We start from the raw sequence: 19,165 nt of genomic DNA on the forward strand, positions 1-19,165 counted from the left end.
GAAAGGCCAAAGGGAGGTGTTTCATGGCACGGTCAGAGGGAAAGCCGCAGCCGCGCGAGGTCATCGAACCCGAAGCCGCAAAGGTCTTGCAGAAGCGCGAATTGTTGGCCTTGGTTGCCCGTCGCACCGGCTTGCGCAACAGCGAGATCAAGACGGTGGTCGAGGCGACGCTGGCCGAACTCGGCGAGGCCATCGCCTCGGGCATGACGCTGGCGCTGCCGCCGCTGGGGCGCGCCCGGATCAGCCGCCGCAACGATCGCTCGGGCGGAGAGGTCATCACCCTGCGCCTGCGCCGCGCGACGTCTGGAACGCATGCTTCGTAGAACGGGAAGGTGAATGGTCCCGAATCGGGTTTCATACCGGTCAGCGCCTTGTCGTCGGGGTCTTGGATATCCAGCAGATCGATGTGCCCGATCACGCGCATGAATTCTTCCGCATCCTCCGAAGGGGTATCGACTAGGACTGTGTTCTGGACCTTGGCTGGTTGGGGATAGCAAGTATTCTGATCTGCTCGACGCAGGCGGCGGCTACATCGCCTTCGCCATCGTCACGCTCGATGACCAGGGCGCGCGTGTCGTCGATGAAGTTGAATCGCCGATGGCCTTGTCGACTATGCGGTGAGCTACAGAGCGGCGGATGCAGGATTCTCGACTGAACTACTCCCCGGAAATCGGACAGTGACGGAAGCTACGATCTGACGTCTGCTGGTCTCCAAGGACGAGGGGATCAGAACATGAGGAAGCACAGGAACCATGACGCGGGCTTCAAGGCGCGGGTGGCATTGGAAGCCGTGAAGGGCGAGCGCACGGTATCGGAGCTGGCGGCCGAATACGGCGTGCATCCGACGATGATCCATCAATGGAAGAAAGCGCTGTTGGAAGGCGCTGCGGATATCTTCGAGCGGGGCAGTCGGAAGCCGGTGGAGGTGGACGAGGAGACGGTCCGATCGCTGCATGCCAAGATCGGAGAACTGGCTGTCGTCAACGATTTTTTGTCACGCAAGCTCAAGCCGTGGACCGGAAAGTGAGGCGGCGGATGATCGAGCGGGACCATCCTGCGCTGTCGGACGGCGTGCAGTGCCGCTTGCTGTCGATCTCGCGCTCGTCGTTCTATCATGAACCGACGGGACTCTGTTGCACCAAAGAGTTGATGGCCGGTTTTCCCCCTTCCCCGGACAGATCTATCCCACGGCCTCTGTGACGGGGGTGCCAAGCGCGGTGTAACGGTTCAGTGTTGAACGGCTTGCAATAAGGACCCCGCTTCTGGGGTGATCGGCGTCCAAAATGGACCCCACCGACCGGGGGTTGGGTCCATTGTGCCTTCGATGATTATCGGAGGCCGAGCACGGGATGCTGATCGTGGAGACAATCGCAAAAATCAGGCGGCTACATTTCACCGAGGGCAAGGGGATCAAGACGATCTGCCGTGACCTGAAGCTGTCGAAGAAGGTGGTGCGGAAGGTGATCCGCACCGGGATTACCGAGTTCACCTATACCCGGACGGTGCAGCCGCGCCCGAAGCTGGGTGCCTGGCTGGGGGAACTCAACCGGCTGCTGGAGGTCAACGCCGCGCGGTCCAGCCGGGAACGTCAGTCTCTGATACAGATCTACGAAGAACTGAGCGGTCTCGGTTATGAAGGTGGGTATGACGCGGTGCGCCGCTACGCCTCGAACTGGGCACGCACTCAGAGTTCAGGCGCTTCTGCCGCCTTCGTGCCCCTGAGCTTTGCGCCCGGTGAAGCCTATCAGTTCGACTGGAGCCACGAGGTTGTGGTGATCGATGGGGCGACCACCACCATCAAAGTGGCCCATGTTCGCCTGTGCCACAGCCGGATGTTCTTTGTGCGGGCCTATCCGCGCGAGACGCAGGAGATGGTGTTCGATGCCCACGACAGGGCTTTCGCCTTCTTCAAGGGCACCTGCACCCGCGGGATCTACGACAACATGAAGACGGCGGTGGAGACCATCTTCACCGGCAAGGAACGCCTCTACAATCGTCGGTTCCTGCAGATGGCCAGCCATTATCTGGTCGAACCCGTTGCCTGCACCCCTGCTGCGGGTTGGGAGAAAGGCCAGGTGGAGAGCCAGGTCGGCACTGTCCGTCAGCGGTTTTTCGCGCCCCGCGTCAGGGTCAAGAGCTACGAGGAACTGAATGCCTGGCTGCTGGACAAGTGCATCGCCTCGGCCAGAACCAGCAAGCATCCGGAGCTGACGGACAAAACCGTCTGGCAGGTCTTCCAGGAAGAGCGCCCGCACCTTGTCCCCTATGCCGGGCGCTTCGACGGATTCCATTCACTGCCTGCGGCGGTGTCAAAGACCTGTCTCGTGCGCTTCGACAACAACAAATACTCCGTCGCGGCAACGGCTGTCGGGCGGCAGGTCGAGATCAGGGCCTATGCTGAGCGGATCGAGATCCGGCAGGAGGGCCGACTGGTCGGAGACCACCCGCGTCACTTCGGCCGGGACCGAACGGTTTACAATCCCTGGCATTATGTGCCTGTTCTGCTTCGCAAACCCGGGGCGCTGCGTAACGGCGCACCGTTCAAGGACTGGGTTCTTCCCGGAGCTCTTGAACAGATCCGCCGCAAGCTGCAGGGCTCCTCAGATGGCGACCGCCAGATGGTGAAGGTCCTCGGCGCTGTGCTGACGGAAGGGATGCCTGTGGTTCAAAAGGCATGTGCCGAAGCTCTCTCGCAAGGCGTCCATTCTGCCGATGTAATCCTCAATATTCTATCCCGCAGGCGAGATCCGGAACCACCACCGCTTCTGCTGACCTCTCCGTGTCAATCGGCATTCAAACGGGCCCCCTGATCGGCGTCCAAAAGTGACCCCTTTGGCGCGCGGGTGAGCAGGCCCGTGGCGGCGTAGCTTTCCAGCTGGCGCAGCCGACGCGGGCCTGCGTTTTGGAGGGTGTTCAGGCTCGGGTTTTGATGCGCCAGCTGTCGTTGCCGGTCTCGACGATGTCGCAGTGGTGGGTGAGCCGGTCGAGCAGCGCGGTGGTCATCTTTGCGTCTCCGAAGACGGTCGGCCACTCCCCGAATGCGAGGTTGGTGGTGACGATGACGGAAGTCTGCTCATAGAGCTTGCTGATCAGATGGAACAGCAGCTGGCCGCCGGACTGCGCGAATGGCAGGTATCCGAGTTCATCGAGGATGACGAAGTCGAGCCGCATCAGATGTTCTGCAAGCCGGCCTGCCCGTCCGGCACGGGCCTCGGCCTCCAGCCTGTTCACCAGATCGACGACATTGAAGAACCTGCCCCGGGCACCATTGCGGATGACCGCGCGCGCTATGGCCACAGAGATATGGGTCTTGCCGGTCCCGGTGCCGCCAACCAGCACGACATTGCGCTGTTGGCTGAGGAACTCCCCGCTGGCCAGATCTCGCACCAGGGTCTCGTTGATTGGGGTGTCATCGAAGGTGAACTCCTCGATCTCCCGGGCATAGGGCAGCTTGGCGGTGGTGATCTGGTATTTGACCGACCGCGCTTTCTTCTCGTTGATCTCGGCGGCCAGAAGATCTCCAACGATCTGGCGGGGTTCGTGCTGGCGGCGCACAGCCACCGCCATGAGTTCGTCATAAGCGGCGCGCATCCCGTAGAGCTTCAACTCGCCCATTGCAGCCATGATGTCAGCACGATCCATCAGCAGGCCCTCCGCAGCAGATCATAACGGGCGCAGTCCGCCACAGGCTCATGGGTCAACTGCAAGGCCGGAGAGGTCAGCAGAAGCGGTGGTGGTTCCGGATCTCGCCTGCGGGATAGAATATTGAGGATTACATCGGCAGAATGGACGCCTTGCGAGAGAGCTTCGGCACATGCCTTTTGAACCACAGGCATCCCTTCCGTCAGCACAGCGCCGAGGACCTTCACCATCTGGCGGTCGCCATCTGAGGAGCCCTGCAGCTTGCGGCGGATCTGTTCAAGAGCTCCGGGAAGAACCCAGTCCTTGAACGGTGCGCCGTTACGCAGCGCCCCGGGTTTGCGAAGCAGAACAGGCACATAATGCCAGGGATTGTAAACCGTTCGGTCCCGGCCGAAGTGACGCGGGTGGTCTCCGACCAGTCGGCCCTCCTGCCGGATCTCGATCCGCTCAGCATAGGCCCTGATCTCGACCTGCCGCCCGACAGCCGTTGCCGCGACGGAGTATTTGTTGTTGTCGAAGCGCACGAGACAGGTCTTTGACACCGCCGCAGGCAGTGAATGGAATCCGTCGAAGCGCCCGGCATAGGGGACAAGGTGCGGGCGCTCTTCCTGGAAGACCTGCCAGACGGTTTTGTCCGTCAGCTCCGGATGCTTGCTGGTTCTGGCCGAGGCGATGCACTTGTCCAGCAGCCAGGCATTCAGTTCCTCGTAGCTCTTGACCCTGACGCGGGGCGCGAAAAACCGCTGACGGACAGTGCCGACCTGGCTCTCCACCTGGCCTTTCTCCCAACCCGCAGCAGGGGTGCAGGCAACGGGTTCGACCAGATAATGGCTGGCCATCTGCAGGAACCGACGATTGTAGAGGCGTTCCTTGCCGGTGAAGATGGTCTCCACCGCCGTCTTCATGTTGTCGTAGATCCCGCGGGTGCAGGTGCCCTTGAAGAAGGCGAAAGCCCTGTCGTGGGCATCGAACACCATCTCCTGCGTCTCGCGCGGATAGGCCCGCACAAAGAACATCCGGCTGTGGCACAGGCGAACATGGGCCACTTTGATGGTGGTGGTCGCCCCATCGATCACCACAACCTCGTGGCTCCAGTCGAACTGATAGGCTTCACCGGGCGCAAAGCTCAGGGGCACGAAGGCGGCAGAAGCGCCTGAACTCTGAGTGCGTGCCCAGTTCGAGGCGTAGCGGCGCACCGCGTCATACCCACCTTCATAACCGAGACCGCTCAGTTCTTCGTAGATCTGTATCAGAGACTGACGTTCCCGGCTGGACCGCGCGGCGTTGACCTCCAGCAGCCGGTTGAGTTCCCCCAGCCAGGCACCCAGCTTCGGGCGCGGCTGCACCGTCCGGGTATAGGTGAACTCGGTAATCCCGGTGCGGATCACCTTCCGCACCACCTTCTTCGACAGCTTCAGGTCACGGCAGATCGTCTTGATCCCCTTGCCCTCGGTGAAATGTAGCCGCCTGATTTTTGCGATTGTCTCCACGATCAGCATCCCGTGCTCGGCCTCCGATAATCATCGAAGGCACAATGGACCCAACCCCCGGTCGGTGGGGTCCATTTTGGACGCCGATCACCCCAGAAGCGGGGTCCTTATTGCAAGCCGTTCAACACTTGGCGTCCATGCGCATATTGCGCTCTGCACATATGGGCACGGCCAGCACATGCACATGCGGGTGGGATTCATCGAGATGCTCGACGATGCTCAGCACCTCGGCCGCGTTACGCGCGGCATCGTCCCTGGCGAAGACGATCACGTCACTGCGCCAGCGCAGATACTCAGCCTGGTCCATGTCTCCGACCGGATCGGGAAAGCTGAACACGCTGGCGATCATCACGTGGGTGTCGCTGCGGATGCCCCGCAAGGCGTCCTTTCGATCCGGCTGCTCCTTGCGCAACCGACGCAGCAGCTTGTTCTGTTCGGCAATGCGCTGCTCAATCAGCGCGACCACCTCCGAGGGCCGGATGCCTTCGAGGATAGTGGGCGGCTGCGGATTCCCGGCATGCGGGCAGGCCCCGTCCAGCCGTTCGGCCTCATCGGCGATATCGCTGACCGACCGGCTCTTGCTGCTGCCCTTGCGCGAATAGGTCTGCTTGTGCGCAAAGATCGATTTGCCGCTACGCTCAGACATAACGCAATCCCTCGCTGAAGCCCGCGGCGCGCACTTGGCTGCGGGAAACCAGCTCCAGGTCCAGCGCCATGCGGACCTGCCCGACGCTCAGGGTCCGGCACAGGGGATGACGGGATTTGATCCAGTCGGCAGTTTTTGCCGCATGCGCTGGGGTCGGTTTCTGAGGCGGTTCCGGCTCGTCCTCGATGTAATCGCGCCAGCGGCCCGTCTTAAACCAGTTATCCGAAAAGCAGACCTTTGAGCGCGTATAGCCTGCGGTCTCCAGCGCATAGCGCTTTACAGCCGAGAGAAGCTTTTCATACCCGACCTCCTGCACAGCAGCCTCGACGTGGTGCAGGCAGGCCGCTTCGTTGCGACGTCGGTCGGTCGGATAGGCCTTCAATATCTCCAGAGATTCCGCCGCCGCCTCGCGTGCACGCGCATGCGAAGGTGGTTTATGGATGGTTTCAGGATGGTTTGGGGTCCGCTGTGGACGGGGTACCGGGTCCGCAGCGGACCCCGTTCCGGGTTCACGGCAGACCCCGTCCTCTGTGGACCCCGTCTCATCATCGGGTTCGGCAATGCCCTCCAGGGTGCGGACGGCGGCAAGGGAAATGCGATAGACGACGGTAAAACCGTTCTTGCAGGCACGGCGGCCGGTCTCGATCAGGATGCCTTCGTTCAGGAACTCATTGATCGTGCGCTTGACGGTGGTTTCGCCAAGCTCGGTGTGCCGCTGGATCGTCCCCTTGGAGCACCAGATGCCCGACCCGTCATCGCTGGCCTTGTCGGCCAGAAACATGATGATCTGCTTTCGCACCGGACTGCCGAAGCGCCGCCCGGCGCAAAGATTCGCGACCTTCCAGCTCATGCCGTACCTCCCCACGGGATTGCGCGGCGGGCAGCTGTGACATATTCTTTTGCCAGAAGACCTTTGACAGTGCCGTCGGATGGAGTGCCAGCTCCACCGACGGTTTTCTTTTGCGCAGGCAAGGCCCGGAACTGCGGGACACCTGCGTCATAACCCATTGATTTGCATGCTGCCGCATTGCGCGAATGCGGGACACCACTTCGTTGATATCGTTCGATTTTCAGAAGAAGTGGTGGGCGACCCTGGAATCGAACCAGGCATGGGTCTCCCCGGCGGAGTTACAGTCCGCTGCCGCACCTTGCAGCACGTCGCCCGCCGAACGCTTCGGCGTGAGGGGGTGATTAGCCCGGCCCGCACAGGGCGTCAAGCGGTGCGGAGGCAGTTTTTGCGGTTTTCCCCAATCGCTCCGCCCGACGCGGAAACCTTGCATTCCCCGGCGAATTCTGCGCAGTCGGACAGGAAACCGGGATCGCGACATGGCCGAGAAAGCTCAGAAATCCAAGAAACCCGCCTGGGTCATCGACAAGGAACGCGCGCGTCGCGCCGCAGCGGCCGAGACCGTGTGGCTGTTCGGCTTGCATGCCGTGCGCGACGCGCTGGCCAATCCCGCGCGCGAGAAGCTGCGGCTGGTGGTGACGCGGAACGCGCTGGACCGGCTGGGCCTCCTGACCGACGGCATCGCGCCCGAACTGGCCGATCCGCGCGTCTTCGACCGCAGCGTCCCGCTGCCGCCCGAAAGCGTGCATCAGGGCGCAGCGCTGGAGGTCAAGCCGCTGAAATGGGGCAGCCTGACCGACCTGGCGCTCTCCGGTCCCGGTCGACCGCTGCTGGTGGCGCTGGACCGTGTGACGGACCCCCACAACGTCGGCGCCATCCTGCGCTCGGCCGAGGTCTTCGGCGCCCGGGCCGTGATCGCGCCGGCGCGCCACAGCGCCCCCGAGACCGGCGCCCTGGCCAAGACCGCCTCGGGCGCGCTGGAGCGGCAACCCTATCTGCGGGTCACCAATCTGGCCGACGCCCTGATCGAATTGCAGGGCATGGGCTATGTCGTCCTGGGCCTCGACGGCACCGGGCAAGAGACGCTGCCCGAGGCCGTGGCGCAGCTGGCCGGCCGGCCGATCTGCCTGGTTCTGGGCGCCGAGGGCCCCGGCCTGCGCGAGCGCACGCGCGAGACCTGCGACCGCATCGCCCGTATTCCCTTCGCTGCGGATTTCGGCTCGCTCAACGTCTCGAACGCGGCGGCGGTGGGGCTTTACGCCGTCTCACGCGGCTGAGCGCCAGGATCACATCGCCGCTAGAAAATCGCCCGCTCGGTTGAGAATCGCGGGGCGATTTGCCAGATCGAAGGTCAGATGTCCTCCAACGATCGTGCCAAGATGATTCGCCCGCTTCTCGCCAGCCTGGTGCTTGCCCTGCCCTTTTCGCAGGCAGTGGCGCAGGATTGGGCATTGGACGGCATGGACCCGGTCTCGTATGGTGCCGAGAATGCCGCGGTCCCTGGTCGCAGCGACCTTGTGACGCTGTGGCGGGGCAAGTCCTGGCATTTCGCCACCGAGCAGAACCGCAACCTTTTCGAAGCCAATCCCATGGCTTACGCGCCCGGCCTGGGCGGGCTTTGCGTCGTTGCCCTGTCCGAGGGCCGCTCCGAGCCGGGGAACCCGCGTTATTTCGTCGTCATCGGCCAGCGGACCTATTTCCTGCGCTCGGAAAGCGCGCGTCAGCGCCTTCTGGCCGATCCGAAGCATGTCCTGATGCGCGCAAAGGCCTATTGGGCCAGAATGAATCCCTGAATTCTCACTTTTTTGCGATGAGGGTGGAACTTTTGGGCCACAGTTTCCATTTATTTAGGGAACATGGCCACGGAACGGTCATGTTCAGATCACTGTCCCTCGTTCCGCGACTTGCGCCCGGCCAGACCTCTGGACCGGGCGCTTTTTCCATGCCACTTTGAGTTGTGATCTGGGGGAGGATCAGATGAACCTGGCTATTCTTCGCGATATCGGCCCGTCGCCGGTCGATGACGACATCGCGCGCATCGCCCGCTCGACCCGCTGCATCGCCATGATCGGATTGTCGCCGAACGAAGCCCGGCCGTCCTGGGGCGTTGCGCGCTATCTGAAGTCGCAGGGTTTCCGCGTGATCCCGGTCAATCCGGCCCATGCCGGCAGCGCGATCCTGGATGAACAGGTCTATGCCGACCTGCATGCCATTCCGGCCGAGGCTGGTGTGGATATGATCGACATCTTCCGCCGCTCGGACGCGGTGCCGACCATCATCGATCAGGCCCTGGCCAGCCTGCCGCGCCTGCGCACGATCTGGATGCAGCTGGGCGTCAGCCATCCCGCGGCGGCGAATCGGGCCCGCGGCCGCGGGCTGACGGTGATCGAGAACCGCTGTCCCAAGATCGAATTCCCGCGGTTCCTCTAGGCGGACGAAAAAGGCCCCGGCAGCGGTGTCGGGGCCCTGAAGATACGGCCGCGACCCTTGGCTCAGGTGCCGGAATAGAGCCCTTCATAGATCGGGCCCAGCGTGTCCACCTCGAACAGCGAGCTGACAGAGGTGCCGTTCCAGATGTTCAGAATCGCCTGCGCGAACATCGGCGCGGTCGGCACGATGCGGATGTTCGAGGCGGCCTTGACCTTTTCGGAGGGCTCGATGGAATCGGTGATCACCAGCGATTTCATCACCGAGTTCTGCACCCGCTCGACCGCCGGGCCGGACAGGACGCCATGGGTGATATAGGCATGGACCTCGACCGCGCCATGCTCGGTCAACACCTGCGCCGCCTTGCACAGCGTGCCGGCGGTGTCGCAGATGTCGTCGACGATGATGCAGGTCTTGCCGGCAACCTCGCCGATCACGGTCATCTCGGCCACTTCGCCGGCCTTCTCGCGCCGCTTGTCGACGATGGCGAGCGGCGCACCGATGCGCTGCGCCAGTTCCCGCGCCCGCGCCACGCCGCCCACGTCGGGCGAGATCACCATCAGGTCCGAGATCCGGTCGCGGAAATGGTGCAGCACATCCAGCGCAAAGACCGGCGCGGCATAGAGGTTGTCCACCGGAATGTCGAAGAAACCCTGGATCTGCGCCGCATGCAGGTCCAGCGTCAGCACCCGGTCCACGCCGGCCTCGGTCAGCAGGTTCGCCACCAGCTTGGCGCTGATCGGCGTGCGGGCCTTGGCGCGGCGGTCCTGGCGGGCATAGCCGAAATAGGGAATGACGGCGGTGATCCGGTCGGCCGACGAACGCTTCAGCGCGTCGGTCATGATCAGCAGCTCCATCAGGTTGTCGTTCGCCGGGTTCGAGGTCGGCTGGATGATGAACATGTCCTCGCCGCGGACGTTCTCATAGACCTCGACGAAGATCTCCTGGTCGTTGAACCGCTCGACGCGGGCTTCGATGGGCGCGACGTTCATCCCGCGATGCATCGACATGCGCCGGGCGATGGCATTGGCCAGCGGTCGGTTCGCATTCCCCGCGATCAGCTTCGGTTCGGTCATGGCCGGCATGGCTGGCTCCGTAAGGGTGGATTCGTGTGATTGCACCCCGCTTAGCACCGGGCTAGCTTGCCCGCAAACCCCGGAGACCCCGCCATGGCGCATATCGACTATTACTTCGGCACCCCCAGCCCGTGGAGCTATCTGGCCGGCGACCGGCTGGAGCGGATCGCGGAAAAGCACGGCGCCACCGTCACCTACAAGCCCGTCGATTTGCTGCAGCTTTTCGACCGCACCGGCGGCGTGCGCCCGGCGAACCGACACCCCTCGCGCCTGGAATATCGCGCGCAAGAGCTGCGCCGCTGGTCCGAGACCCTGGACATGCGCCTGAATCTCAAGCCCGCCTTCTGGCCGGTGAACCCGGCGCCCTCGTCCTATGCCATCATCGCCGCGCAAGCGGCGGGCGGCGGCGACCTGCCCGGCCTGGTCCAGCGCTTCCTGCGCGCGGTCTGGGCGGATGAGGAGAACATCGCCGAGGATGCGGTGATCCGCGCCAAGCTGTCGGCCTCGGGCTTCGACCCGGCGCTGGCGGACAAGGGGCTGTTCATCGGCGCCGAGACCTTCGGACGCAATCTGGAACAGGCGGTCGAGGCCGGCGTCTTCGGCGCGCCCTTCTATGTCGTGCGCGAAACCGGCGAGCGGTTCTGGGGCCAGGACCGGCTGGATTTCCTGGACCGGCACCTGGCAGGGCTGTGAGCGGGCTGCACCTGCGCCGCTGGCCGGGCAACGAGGATCGCCCGGCGCTGGCGCTGCATTGCATGATGGGCAATGCCTCGTATTGGGGGCCGATCGCGCGCGACCTGCGCACAAGCGTGCAGATCGAGGCGCCCGACCTGCCCGGACACGGCCAGAGCCCGGATTGGGACGGCGGTCCGCCCGATTACCATACCGTCGTGACCCGGGCGGTGGCGGAGCTGATCACACGACCGCTGGATCTGATCGGCCACAGCATGGGCGCCACCGTGGCCCTGCGCATCGCCGTCGCCGCGCCCGAGGCCGTGCGCAGCCTGACCCTGATCGAACCGGTGCTATTCGCCGCGGCACCCGATGCCGCGAACGACCGGCTGCTGGACCGGATCGGCGCCCGGTTCGCGGCCGGCGAAGCGGCCGAGGCGGCGCGCGATTTCCTGGCCATCTGGGGCGGCGTCGACTGGGAATCGCAGACCGAGGCCGGCAAGGCGCGGCTGACGCGGCAGATCCGGCTGGTGCAGGCCAGCAACGAAGCCCTGCGCCGCGATTCCGCGCATATCCTGCGCGACGGCGGGCTGGAGGCCATCGACGCCCCGGTCCTGATCGTCATGGGCGCGGAGTCGCCACCGGTGATCCCGGCCATCGCCGATGCGCTGGCGGCGCGCCTGCCCGACGTGGGTCGCGCCCGGGTGCCGGGCGCGGGGCATATGCTGCCGATCACCCATCCGCATCAGGTGGCGGAACTGATCGGCCTGAACCTGCAGCGGGCCTGAATTTGGAATGCGGCCCCGGCGGACGGCGCGGCGCTGGTCGGCCGCGCCTGATCGAGGCTGCGCTTGAGCCCGAAAACGGACCTGCCCGCCGGAGTTTGCCGTCACCCGTCACCGCCACCGCGCGGGGTCGCCGCCGGGCGGCTCAATGGGCGTCGAAGTCGTCTTCGTAGCGGGTCGGGCCGATGGCCAGCCAATTGGCGCGTACCCGCGCAACCCGGGTATCGCCCCAGGTCCGGAATTGCAACTCGAACCCCTGCCGGGTGACATTTGCCGCCTGGATGTCGGCGCGCTGGTTGGCGTTGCGGTCGATATCCCACATGCTCAGGGCCACATGCACCACCGGCGGCTCGGCGAAGCTTTCGTCGAAATGCACGCGCTGCACCTCGAGCCGCGGCCCCTGGCCGGTCCACATCGGACCGCCGCTTTCAAAGGCCGAGAACATCTCGACCGAGCCCTGCTCGACCCCGACCGCAAAATGTCCGAAACGCCGCAAATCCGCCTCTCTCCCTGTGCCCCCGCATTCTGATGATAGAACGTTGGGAAACAATTAAGAAAGCCCCGGAAGCTCCGGGGCTTTCTGTCTTTTTCGTCAGTTTCCCGCCTTAGTGCGGGAAATTCGAGTGGTTCGGGTCCAGCCCGATATGGGTGCCGAGCGCCTCCATGTCGGCCAGCAGCTTGACGGCGGCGGCGACGATTTCCTCGCCGGCCGATTCACGCTCCTTGGCGGCCTGAACGCGACGATGGGCTTGCGCCATCATCTCGCTGAAGACCTGTTGCGTCATCTCGGCCCGCGGGTGGCCGCGCTCGGCCAGCAGGGTGACGGATTCGTTGTTGATCTCGGCAAAGCCGCCGGTCACCGCGAATTCCGTTTCCGAGCCGTCCGCCGCCACCACGGTCACCAGACCGGGGCGCAGGTTGACGATGGCCGGCGCATGGCCGGGCATCGCCGTCAGGTCGCCCTCGGCGCCGGGCAGGCGCACCTCGCGCACCGGGACGGACACCAGGTTCCGCTCCGGCGAGACGAGGTCGAACTGCATCGTGTCGGCCATGTCGCCCCCTTACGCCGCGTCAGCGGCGAGGCGCTGCGCCTTGGCTTTCACGTCCTCGATGCCGCCGACCATGTAGAAGGCCGCCTCCGGCAAGTGGTCGTATTCGCCGTTCACCACGGCCTTGAACGACTTGATCGTGTCTTCCAGCGGAACCTGAACGCCGTCCGAGCCGGTGAAGACCTTCGCCACGTCGAAAGGCTGCGACAGGAAGCGCTGGATCTTGCGGGCGCGGGCCACGGTCAGTTTGTCTTCTTCCGACAGTTCGTCCATGCCGAGGATGGCGATGATATCCTGCAGCGACTTGTATTTCTGCAGGATGCCCTGCACCGCGCGGGCGGTGTTGTAGTGGTCTTCGCCCACGACGGCCGGGTCGAGGATCCGGCTGTTCGAGTCCAGCGGGTCCACGGCCGGGTAGATGCCCAGTTCCGAGATCGCGCGCGACAGAACGGTCGTGGCGTCGAGGTGGGCAAAGGTCGTGGCCGGCGCCGGGTCGGTCAGGTCGTCGGCCGGAACGTAGACGGCCTGGATCGAGGTGATCGAGCCGTTCTTGGTCGAGGTGATGCGTTCCTGCATCGCGCCCATGTCGGTGGCCAGCGTCGGCTGATAGCCCACGGCGGACGGGATGCGGCCCAGCAGCGCCGACACTTCCGAACCGGCCTGCGTGAAGCGGAAGATGTTGTCGACGAAGAACAGAACGTCGGTGCCGGTGGCGTCGCGGAACTGCTCGGCCACGGTCAGGCCGGTCAGCGCGACGCGCATCCGCGCGCCCGGAGGCTCGTTCATCTGGCCATAGACCAGCGCCACCTGCGACTTCGACAGGTCGTCCGGCTTGATGACGCCCGATTCCACCATCTCGTGATAGAGGTCGTTGCCTTCACGGGTCCGTTCGCCGACGCCCGCGAACACCGAGTAACCCGAGTGCACCTTGGCGATGTTGTTGATCAGTTCCATGATCAGAACGGTCTTGCCCACGCCGGCGCCGCCGAACAGGCCGATCTTGCCGCCCTTGGAATAGGGCGCCAGCAGGTCGATGACCTTGATGCCGGTGACCAGGATCTCGGACGCGGTCGCCTGCGACGCGAAGTCCGGCGCCGGCTGGTGGATCGCACGGCGCTCGGTGACGTTCAGCGGCGCACCCTCGTCCACCGGCTCGCCGACGACGTTCAGGATGCGGCCCAGCGTCACGTCACCCACCGGAACGGTGATCGGCGAACCGGTATCGGAGACGGGTAGGCCGCGAACCAGACCTTCGGTCGCGTCCATGGCGATGGTGCGGACGGTGTTCTCGCCCAGGTGCTGAGCCACTTCCAGCACCAGACGCTTGCCGTTGTTCTCGGTTTCCAGAGCGTTCAGAATCGCGGGCAGCTGGCCCTCGAACTGCACGTCCACCACGGCGCCGATCACCTGCGTGATTTTTCCTTTGGCCTCTGCCATGTGTTTAACCCCTACGTGTCAGAGCGCCTCTGCGCCCGAGATGATTTCAATCAGTTCCTTGGTGATCGCAGCCTGACGCGTCCGGTTGTATTCGGTGGTCAGCTTGTTGATCATGTCGCCGGCGTTGCGGGTCGCGTTGTCCATCGCGCTCATCCGGGCACCCTGTTCCGAGGCCGCGTTTTCCAGCAGCGCCGCGAAGACCTGGGTCGCCACGGAACGCGGCAGCAGGTCGTTCAGGATCGCGTGCTCGTCCGGTTCGTAGTCGTAGAGCGACGAGGCGCCGGCCTCGCCCGCATCCTCGATCACGGCGGGGATGATCTGCCGGGCGGTCGGAACCTGGCTGATGACGGATTCGAAACGGTTGTAGAACAGCGTCGCCACGTCGAACCCGCCCGCATCGAAGCGGTCCAGGATTTCATCGGCGATGCCGCGCGCGTTCTCGTAGCCGATGCGCTTGACCTCGCTCATGTCGACGTGATGCACGAACAGGTTGCCGTATTCGCGCTTGAGCTGCTCGCGGCCCTTCTTGCCGACGGTCAGGATTTCGACCTGCTTGCCCTGGGCCTGCAGGTCGTTCAGGCGCTGCCGGGCCAGCTTGACGATGGACGAGTTGAACCCGCCCGCAAGCCCGCGCTCCGAGGTCATCACCACCAAGAGGTGGCGGCGATCCTCGCCGGTGCCGGCCAACAGGCGCGGCGCGTTGTCCGAACCGGCCGCCGAGGCGGTCAGCCCGGCCATGACGCTGGCCATGCGGTCGGCATAGGGACGCGCAGCCTCGGCCGCCTCCTGCGCGCGGCGCAGTTTCGCGGCGGCGACCATCTGCATCGCCTTGGTGATCTTGCGCGTGTTCTTGACGCTGCCGATCCGGTTCTTGAGATCCTTGAGGCTGGGCATCTGTCACCCTCCTCAGGCGTAGGTCTTGGCGTAACCGTCCAGAGCCGCCTTGATCGCATCCTCAAGCTCGCCCGACACCTTGCGGTCGTTCTTGGTCATGTCCTCAAGCAGGCTGGCTTTCTGGTTGCGCAGATACTGAAGCAGGCCGTGTTCCCATTTGGTCACGTCCGCGACCGGGACGCTGTCCAGATAGCCCTTGGTGCCGGCATAGATCACGATAACGATCTCGGCATTGGTCAGCGGCGCGTATTGCGGCTGCTTCATCAGCTCGGTCAGGCGCGCGCCGCGGTTCAGCAGCTTCTGCGTCGCGGCGTCGAGGTCCGAGCCGAACTGCGCGAATGCCGCCATCTCGCGATACTGGGCCAGTTCCAGCTTGACCGGGCCGGCGACGGATTTCATCGCCTTGGTCTGGGCGGCCGAACCGACGCGCGACACCGACAGGCCGGTGTTCACGGCCGGGCGGATGCCCTGGAAGAACAGTTCCGTTTCCAGGAAGATCTGGCCGTCGGTGATCGAGATCACGTTGGTCGGGATATAGGCCGACACGTCGCCCGCTTGCGTTTCGATGATCGGCAGCGCGGTCAGCGAGCCGGCGCCGTTGTTCTCGTTCAGCTTGGCCGAACGCTCGAGCAGGCGCGAGTGCAGATAGAACACGTCGCCCGGATAGGCTTCGCGCCCCGGCGGACGGCGCAGCAAGAGCGACATCTGGCGGTAAGCCACGGCCTGTTTGGACAGGTCGTCATAGATGATCAGCGCATCCATGCCGTTGTCGCGGAAATATTCGCCCATGGCGGTCGCCGAATAGGGCGCCAGGTATTGCATCGGCGCCGGGTCCGAGGCGGTCGCGGCCACGACGGTGGTGTAGGCCATGGCGCCGGTCTCTTCCAGCTTCTTCACCAGCTGGGCGACGGTCGAGCGCTTCTGGCCGACGGCGACATAGATGCAGTGCAGGGTCTTCATGCCATCGGCCTCGCGGCCGTTGTAGTTCGCCTGGTTCAGAATGGTGTCTAGGGCGATGGCGGTCTTGCCGGTCTGGCGGTCGCCGATGATCAGCTCGCGCTGGCCGCGGCCGACGGGGATCATGGCGTCGACCGATTTCAGGCCGGTCGCCATCGGCTCGTGCACCGATTTGCGCGGCATGATGCCGGGGGCTTTGACGTCGGCCACAGCCATGATCGGGTCGACGATCGGGCCCTTGCCGTCGATCGGGTTGCCGAGCGCGTCGACGACGCGGCCGAGCAGGCCCTTGCCGGTCGGGACTTCCACGATGGCGCCGGTGCGCTTGACGGTGTCGCCTTCCTTGATCGAACGGTCGTCGCCGAAGATCACGACGCCGACGTTGTCGGTTTCGAGGTTCAGCACCATGCCGCGGATGCCGCCCGGGAATTCGACCATCTCGCCGGCCTGAACCTTGTCCAGACCATAGACGCGGGCGATGCCGTCACCGACGGACAGCACCTGCCCGACCTCGGCCACCTCGGCGTCCTGACCGAAATTCTTGATCTGATCCTTAAGGATGGCCGAGATTTCGGCAGCCTGGATTCCCATTATCCGACCTCTTTCATAGCATTCTGGAGGGAGGCGAGCTTGGAGCGGATCGAGCTGTCGATCATCTGCGAGCCCAGTTTGACGATCATGCCGCCGATGAGGCTTTCATCGACGCGCGCGTTCAGTTTCACCTTCTTGCCCGATTTCGCGGCCAGCGCGTCGGTCAGGCGGGACTTCTGGTCGTCGCTCAGCGCCTGGGCACTCACCACGTCGGCGGTGACCTCGCCGCGCGCGTCGGCGATCAGACCGCGCAGCTTGGCGACGAACTGCGGCAGCGCGAACAGCCGCCGGTTCTTGGCCATCAGCCGCAACGTATTGGCCAGTTCGGGCGACAGGCCCATTTTCGTGGCCAGCGCACCCAGCGCCGCTTCCTGCTGCTGGCGGTCGTAGAGGGGCGAAACGGTCAGCTCGCGCAGATCCTCGCTGGCGTCATAGGCCGAGGCCAGTTCGTCGATCTGGGCTGAAAGGGCGTCGACCCCCCCCGCATCCCGGACCAGATCGAACAGGGCCTGCGCATAACGCCCGGCGATATCAGCGGAAATCGAAGCGGAATTGGCCACGGTCATCCTTCCGGTTAGCGCAAGCTCCGCAGGCGGGCCGGCTGGCAGGCCGGTCTGTCGCGGAGCGCGGGTCAAGGGTCGGCCGTGGCGCCAAGGCTGGGCCTTCCCGAAAATCTGCGGCGTCTCTAGCAGGTGATTTTCGCTGCCGCAACCGCCTTGCACACGGAAATGCGAGCCTGTGCGGCCAATCATCCACCGGCTTAGGCGCCGATTGCGCAAACAGCCGTCAGGGGGGCGTCTCGCGCGCCCGCGTGCTGTCGCGCGCGGGAAGTTTTCCCCATCCCAGACCTTCGTCTTAGATTCGCGGCCGATCCCTTAGCCCCGGTTGCGGGCGATGCGGCGCGCGCCCTGGCCCACCGGCCTGGGCCGGGCGATGCCCTCCAGCACGTCCAGCGGGCTCGGCACGCTTACGCGCCTGCCGCGGCCGACCGGGGCCTGGACCTGCTTGCTGAACTCGGACAGCACCACGCCGGCGACCAGCACCTGGCTGATGCGCAGCCCGGCGCGTTCCCACATCTGCGCGCTCTTCAGCCAGAAGCGCCGGTCCGAGGGCGGGATGTAGAGCGCGGCCCCCGTCCCCTCGGGCACGAAGCCCGCCGCCCGCGCCTGCGCCTCGAGCTGGCCGGCGGTATAGCTGCGGCCGAAGCCGAAAGGCGTGGTCTCGGACCTGGCCCACAGCCCGGCGCGGTTGGGCACCATCACCAGCATCCGCCCGCCCGGCCCCAGCGCGCGCCAGGCCTCGTCCATCAGCGCGGCAGGGTGGTCGGCCGTCTCCAGCGCATGCAGCAGCACCAGCCGGTCCACGCTGCCGGTGTCGACCGGCCAGGCGGTCTCCTCGCACAGGACCGAGCAGTTGGGCAGGCCCGCCGGCCAGGCCATCACCCCTTGCGGCCCCGGCATCAGCGCGGTCACCCGCCGCGCCCGCCCCAGCCAGGGCCGCAGCAGGGGCGCGGCGAAACCGTAGCCGGCGACGGTCATGCCCTGGGTCTGCTCGGGCGGCCACATCCCGGTCAGCCGGTCGCGCAGCACCCGCTGCACCACCCGGCCCAATGCGCGGGTATAATAGAACTTCCGTAGCTCGTAGACGTCGTGATGCATTGCGTCCCCCGCTTCGCCCGGCCAGACTGCGGCAAAGAGAGGATTTTGCCAATGCCGCTGGAACTGGTGCCCGTCCGCTGCCTGACCGACAACTATGCCTGGCTGCTGCACGGCAACGGCCGGACCGCGCTGATCGACGCCCCCGAAGCCGCGCCGATCCTCGAGGAGCTCGCCGCGCGCGGCTGGACGCTGGACCTGATCGCACTGACCCATCACCACGCCGACCACATCCAGGCCGTGCCCGAACTGGTCGGCATGACCGGCGCCCGCGTGATGGGGAATGCCGCCGACGCCGCCCGCCTGCCGCCGCTGGACCTGCCCGTCCGCCCCGGCGAGACGGCGCGGATCTGCGACGAGCCCGCCCATGTGATCGAGGTATCGGGCCATACCATCGGCCACATCGCCTTCCACCTGCCGGATTCGGCCATGGTCTTCACCGCCGACAGCCTGATGGCGCTCGGCTGCGGCCGGCTGTTCGAGGGCGACGCCGAGACGATGTGGGCCTCGCTGTCGCGGCTGAACGCGCTGCCGGCCGAGACGCTGGTCTGCTCGGGCCACGACTATTGCCGCGGCAACGGCGCCTTCGCGCTGTCGGTCGATCCCGAGAATGCCGATCTGCGCCGAAGGCTCGCCGAGACCGCCGCCGGCCAGCGCCCCTGCGCGCCCGCGACCCTGGCCGAAGAGCGCGCCACCAACCCCTTCCTGCGGGTAGAGGCCCTGCGCGATTCCCTGGGATTCGCCGGCGAAACGGACGCCCGGGTCTTCGCCGAGCTTCGACTCAGGAAGGACAGGTTCTGAACCTCCCCCGCAAGAGCACAAGAAAATTCCGCCGCCGGGGTCCCGTCCCTGGCCGACCGCGGCGGATGCTTGAAATTTCGCCGGTGCGTGATCACATCTGCCTCAGCCACGGAAAATTCGGCACGGGCGGAAGCAAATACCGCTTGAATTGCGCGAAAATCCACCGATTCTTAACTGTATCGTGACAGTCTGGTCA

Annotated in this window: 20 protein-coding genes, 1 tRNA gene and 1 pseudogene; 9 read left to right on the top strand and 13 right to left on the bottom strand. The window is 65.1% G+C overall.

Features of this window, described 5'->3' with window-relative positions:
- The first annotated feature begins 23 nt into the window (after positions 1-23).
- The 3 genes and pseudogenes from JCM7685_RS09565 to istA (JCM7685_RS09575) form a co-directional block, all read left to right on the top strand.
- Positions 24-323, top strand: coding sequence for an HU family DNA-binding protein (locus JCM7685_RS09565; protein WP_074971217.1), 300 nt, complete (start codon positions 24-26; stop codon positions 321-323).
- A gap of 410 nt (positions 324-733) precedes the next feature.
- Complete coding sequence (locus JCM7685_RS09570) at positions 734-1,027, top strand: transposase (RefSeq protein WP_074966514.1); 294 nt, start codon at positions 734-736, stop codon at positions 1,025-1,027.
- A 322-nt stretch (positions 1,028-1,349) separates the two neighbouring features.
- A pseudogene (istA, locus tag JCM7685_RS09575) lies at positions 1,350-2,774 on the top strand (IS21 family transposase); the annotation flags it as partial.
- A 139-nt stretch (positions 2,775-2,913) separates the two neighbouring features.
- On the opposite strand, the gene istB reads toward istA (JCM7685_RS09575), so the two are convergent.
- From istB to JCM7685_RS09600, 5 genes are all read right to left on the bottom strand, one after another.
- Positions 2,914-3,642 (bottom strand): IS21-like element helper ATPase IstB, encoded by a 729-nt coding sequence (istB, locus tag JCM7685_RS09580; protein WP_028030902.1) that lies wholly within the window; start codon positions 3,640-3,642, stop codon positions 2,914-2,916.
- A complete protein-coding gene (gene istA / locus JCM7685_RS09585) occupies positions 3,642-5,141 on the bottom strand; it encodes an IS21 family transposase (protein WP_090271472.1) in 1,500 nt (499 codons plus the stop codon). The genes istB and istA (JCM7685_RS09585) overlap by 1 nt, the downstream gene beginning before the upstream one ends.
- 112 nt (positions 5,142-5,253) lie before the next feature.
- Entirely contained in the window at positions 5,254-5,778 is a 525-nt protein-coding gene (locus JCM7685_RS09590; protein ID WP_231964609.1) for a plasmid recombination protein, read from the bottom strand.
- On the bottom strand, positions 5,771-6,628 hold the full coding sequence (locus JCM7685_RS09595; protein WP_074968072.1) for a hypothetical protein: 858 nt from the start codon (positions 6,626-6,628) through the stop codon (positions 5,771-5,773). Before JCM7685_RS09595 ends, JCM7685_RS09590 begins: the two co-directional genes overlap by 8 nt.
- Positions 6,629-6,858: 230 nt before the next feature.
- Positions 6,859-6,942: transfer RNA gene (locus JCM7685_RS09600), tRNA-Tyr, on the bottom strand.
- 162 nt (positions 6,943-7,104) lie between these two features.
- On the opposite strand from JCM7685_RS09600, the gene rlmB reads away from it, so the two are divergent.
- From rlmB to JCM7685_RS09615, 3 genes are all read left to right on the top strand, one after another.
- On the top strand, positions 7,105-7,902 hold the full coding sequence (gene rlmB / locus JCM7685_RS09605; protein ID WP_074968071.1) for a 23S rRNA (guanosine(2251)-2'-O)-methyltransferase RlmB: 798 nt from the start codon (positions 7,105-7,107) through the stop codon (positions 7,900-7,902).
- A gap of 102 nt (positions 7,903-8,004) precedes the next feature.
- The gene (locus JCM7685_RS09610) at positions 8,005-8,418 is read left to right on the top strand and encodes a YHS domain-containing (seleno)protein (RefSeq protein WP_074968080.1); all 414 of its coding nucleotides are present in this window, start codon (positions 8,005-8,007) and stop codon (positions 8,416-8,418) included.
- A gap of 184 nt (positions 8,419-8,602) precedes the next feature.
- Positions 8,603-9,055: a CoA-binding protein gene (locus JCM7685_RS09615; protein ID WP_074968069.1), complete on the top strand. Its 453-nt coding sequence runs from the start codon at positions 8,603-8,605 to the stop codon at positions 9,053-9,055.
- 62 nt (positions 9,056-9,117) lie between these two features.
- On the opposite strand, the gene JCM7685_RS09620 is transcribed toward JCM7685_RS09615, so the two are convergent.
- Positions 9,118-10,137, bottom strand: a complete 1,020-nt coding sequence (locus tag JCM7685_RS09620; protein WP_074968067.1) for a ribose-phosphate pyrophosphokinase — start codon at positions 10,135-10,137, stop codon at positions 9,118-9,120.
- An 84-nt stretch (positions 10,138-10,221) separates the two neighbouring features.
- Between JCM7685_RS09620 and JCM7685_RS09625 the strand changes: the two genes are divergently transcribed.
- Positions 10,222-10,821: a 2-hydroxychromene-2-carboxylate isomerase gene (locus JCM7685_RS09625; RefSeq protein ID WP_074968065.1), complete on the top strand. Its 600-nt coding sequence runs from the start codon at positions 10,222-10,224 to the stop codon at positions 10,819-10,821.
- The gene (locus tag JCM7685_RS09630) at positions 10,818-11,588 is read left to right on the top strand and encodes an alpha/beta fold hydrolase (RefSeq protein WP_074968063.1); all 771 of its coding nucleotides are present in this window, start codon (positions 10,818-10,820) and stop codon (positions 11,586-11,588) included. Before JCM7685_RS09625 ends, JCM7685_RS09630 begins: the two co-directional genes overlap by 4 nt.
- Positions 11,589-11,730: 142 nt before the next feature.
- On the opposite strand, the gene JCM7685_RS09635 is transcribed toward JCM7685_RS09630, so the two are convergent.
- The 7 genes from JCM7685_RS09635 to JCM7685_RS09665 form a co-directional block, all read right to left on the bottom strand.
- Positions 11,731-12,081 (bottom strand): H-type lectin domain-containing protein, encoded by a 351-nt coding sequence (locus JCM7685_RS09635; protein WP_074968061.1) that lies wholly within the window; start codon positions 12,079-12,081, stop codon positions 11,731-11,733.
- Between the two features lie 109 nt (positions 12,082-12,190).
- The gene (locus tag JCM7685_RS09640; RefSeq protein WP_074968059.1) at positions 12,191-12,637 is read right to left on the bottom strand and encodes a F0F1 ATP synthase subunit epsilon; all 447 of its coding nucleotides are present in this window, start codon (positions 12,635-12,637) and stop codon (positions 12,191-12,193) included.
- Positions 12,638-12,646: 9 nt separating this feature from the next.
- Positions 12,647-14,071, bottom strand: coding sequence for a F0F1 ATP synthase subunit beta (gene atpD / locus JCM7685_RS09645; RefSeq protein WP_074968057.1), 1,425 nt, complete (start codon positions 14,069-14,071; stop codon positions 12,647-12,649).
- 18 nt (positions 14,072-14,089) lie between these two features.
- Entirely contained in the window at positions 14,090-14,965 is an 876-nt protein-coding gene (locus JCM7685_RS09650) for a F0F1 ATP synthase subunit gamma (RefSeq protein WP_074968055.1), read from the bottom strand.
- Positions 14,966-14,977: 12 nt separating this feature from the next.
- Entirely contained in the window at positions 14,978-16,513 is a 1,536-nt protein-coding gene (atpA, locus tag JCM7685_RS09655; protein ID WP_074968053.1) for a F0F1 ATP synthase subunit alpha, read from the bottom strand.
- Positions 16,513-17,079, bottom strand: a complete 567-nt coding sequence (locus tag JCM7685_RS09660) for a F0F1 ATP synthase subunit delta (protein WP_074968051.1) — start codon at positions 17,077-17,079, stop codon at positions 16,513-16,515. The genes atpA and JCM7685_RS09660 overlap by 1 nt, the downstream gene beginning before the upstream one ends.
- 309 nt (positions 17,080-17,388) lie before the next feature.
- A complete protein-coding gene (locus tag JCM7685_RS09665) occupies positions 17,389-18,171 on the bottom strand; it encodes a methyltransferase domain-containing protein (RefSeq protein WP_074968049.1) in 783 nt (260 codons plus the stop codon).
- A 51-nt stretch (positions 18,172-18,222) separates the two neighbouring features.
- Between JCM7685_RS09665 and gloB the strand changes: the two genes are divergently transcribed.
- Positions 18,223-18,969 carry a hydroxyacylglutathione hydrolase gene (gene gloB / locus JCM7685_RS09670; protein WP_074968047.1) on the top strand — a complete coding sequence of 249 codons (747 nt, stop codon included), beginning with the start codon at positions 18,223-18,225 and terminating at the stop codon, positions 18,967-18,969.
- Positions 18,970-19,165 lie beyond the last annotated feature (196 nt).

The organism is Paracoccus aminovorans (assembly GCF_900005615.1).
Lineage (GTDB): Bacteria > Pseudomonadota > Alphaproteobacteria > Rhodobacterales > Rhodobacteraceae > Paracoccus > Paracoccus aminovorans.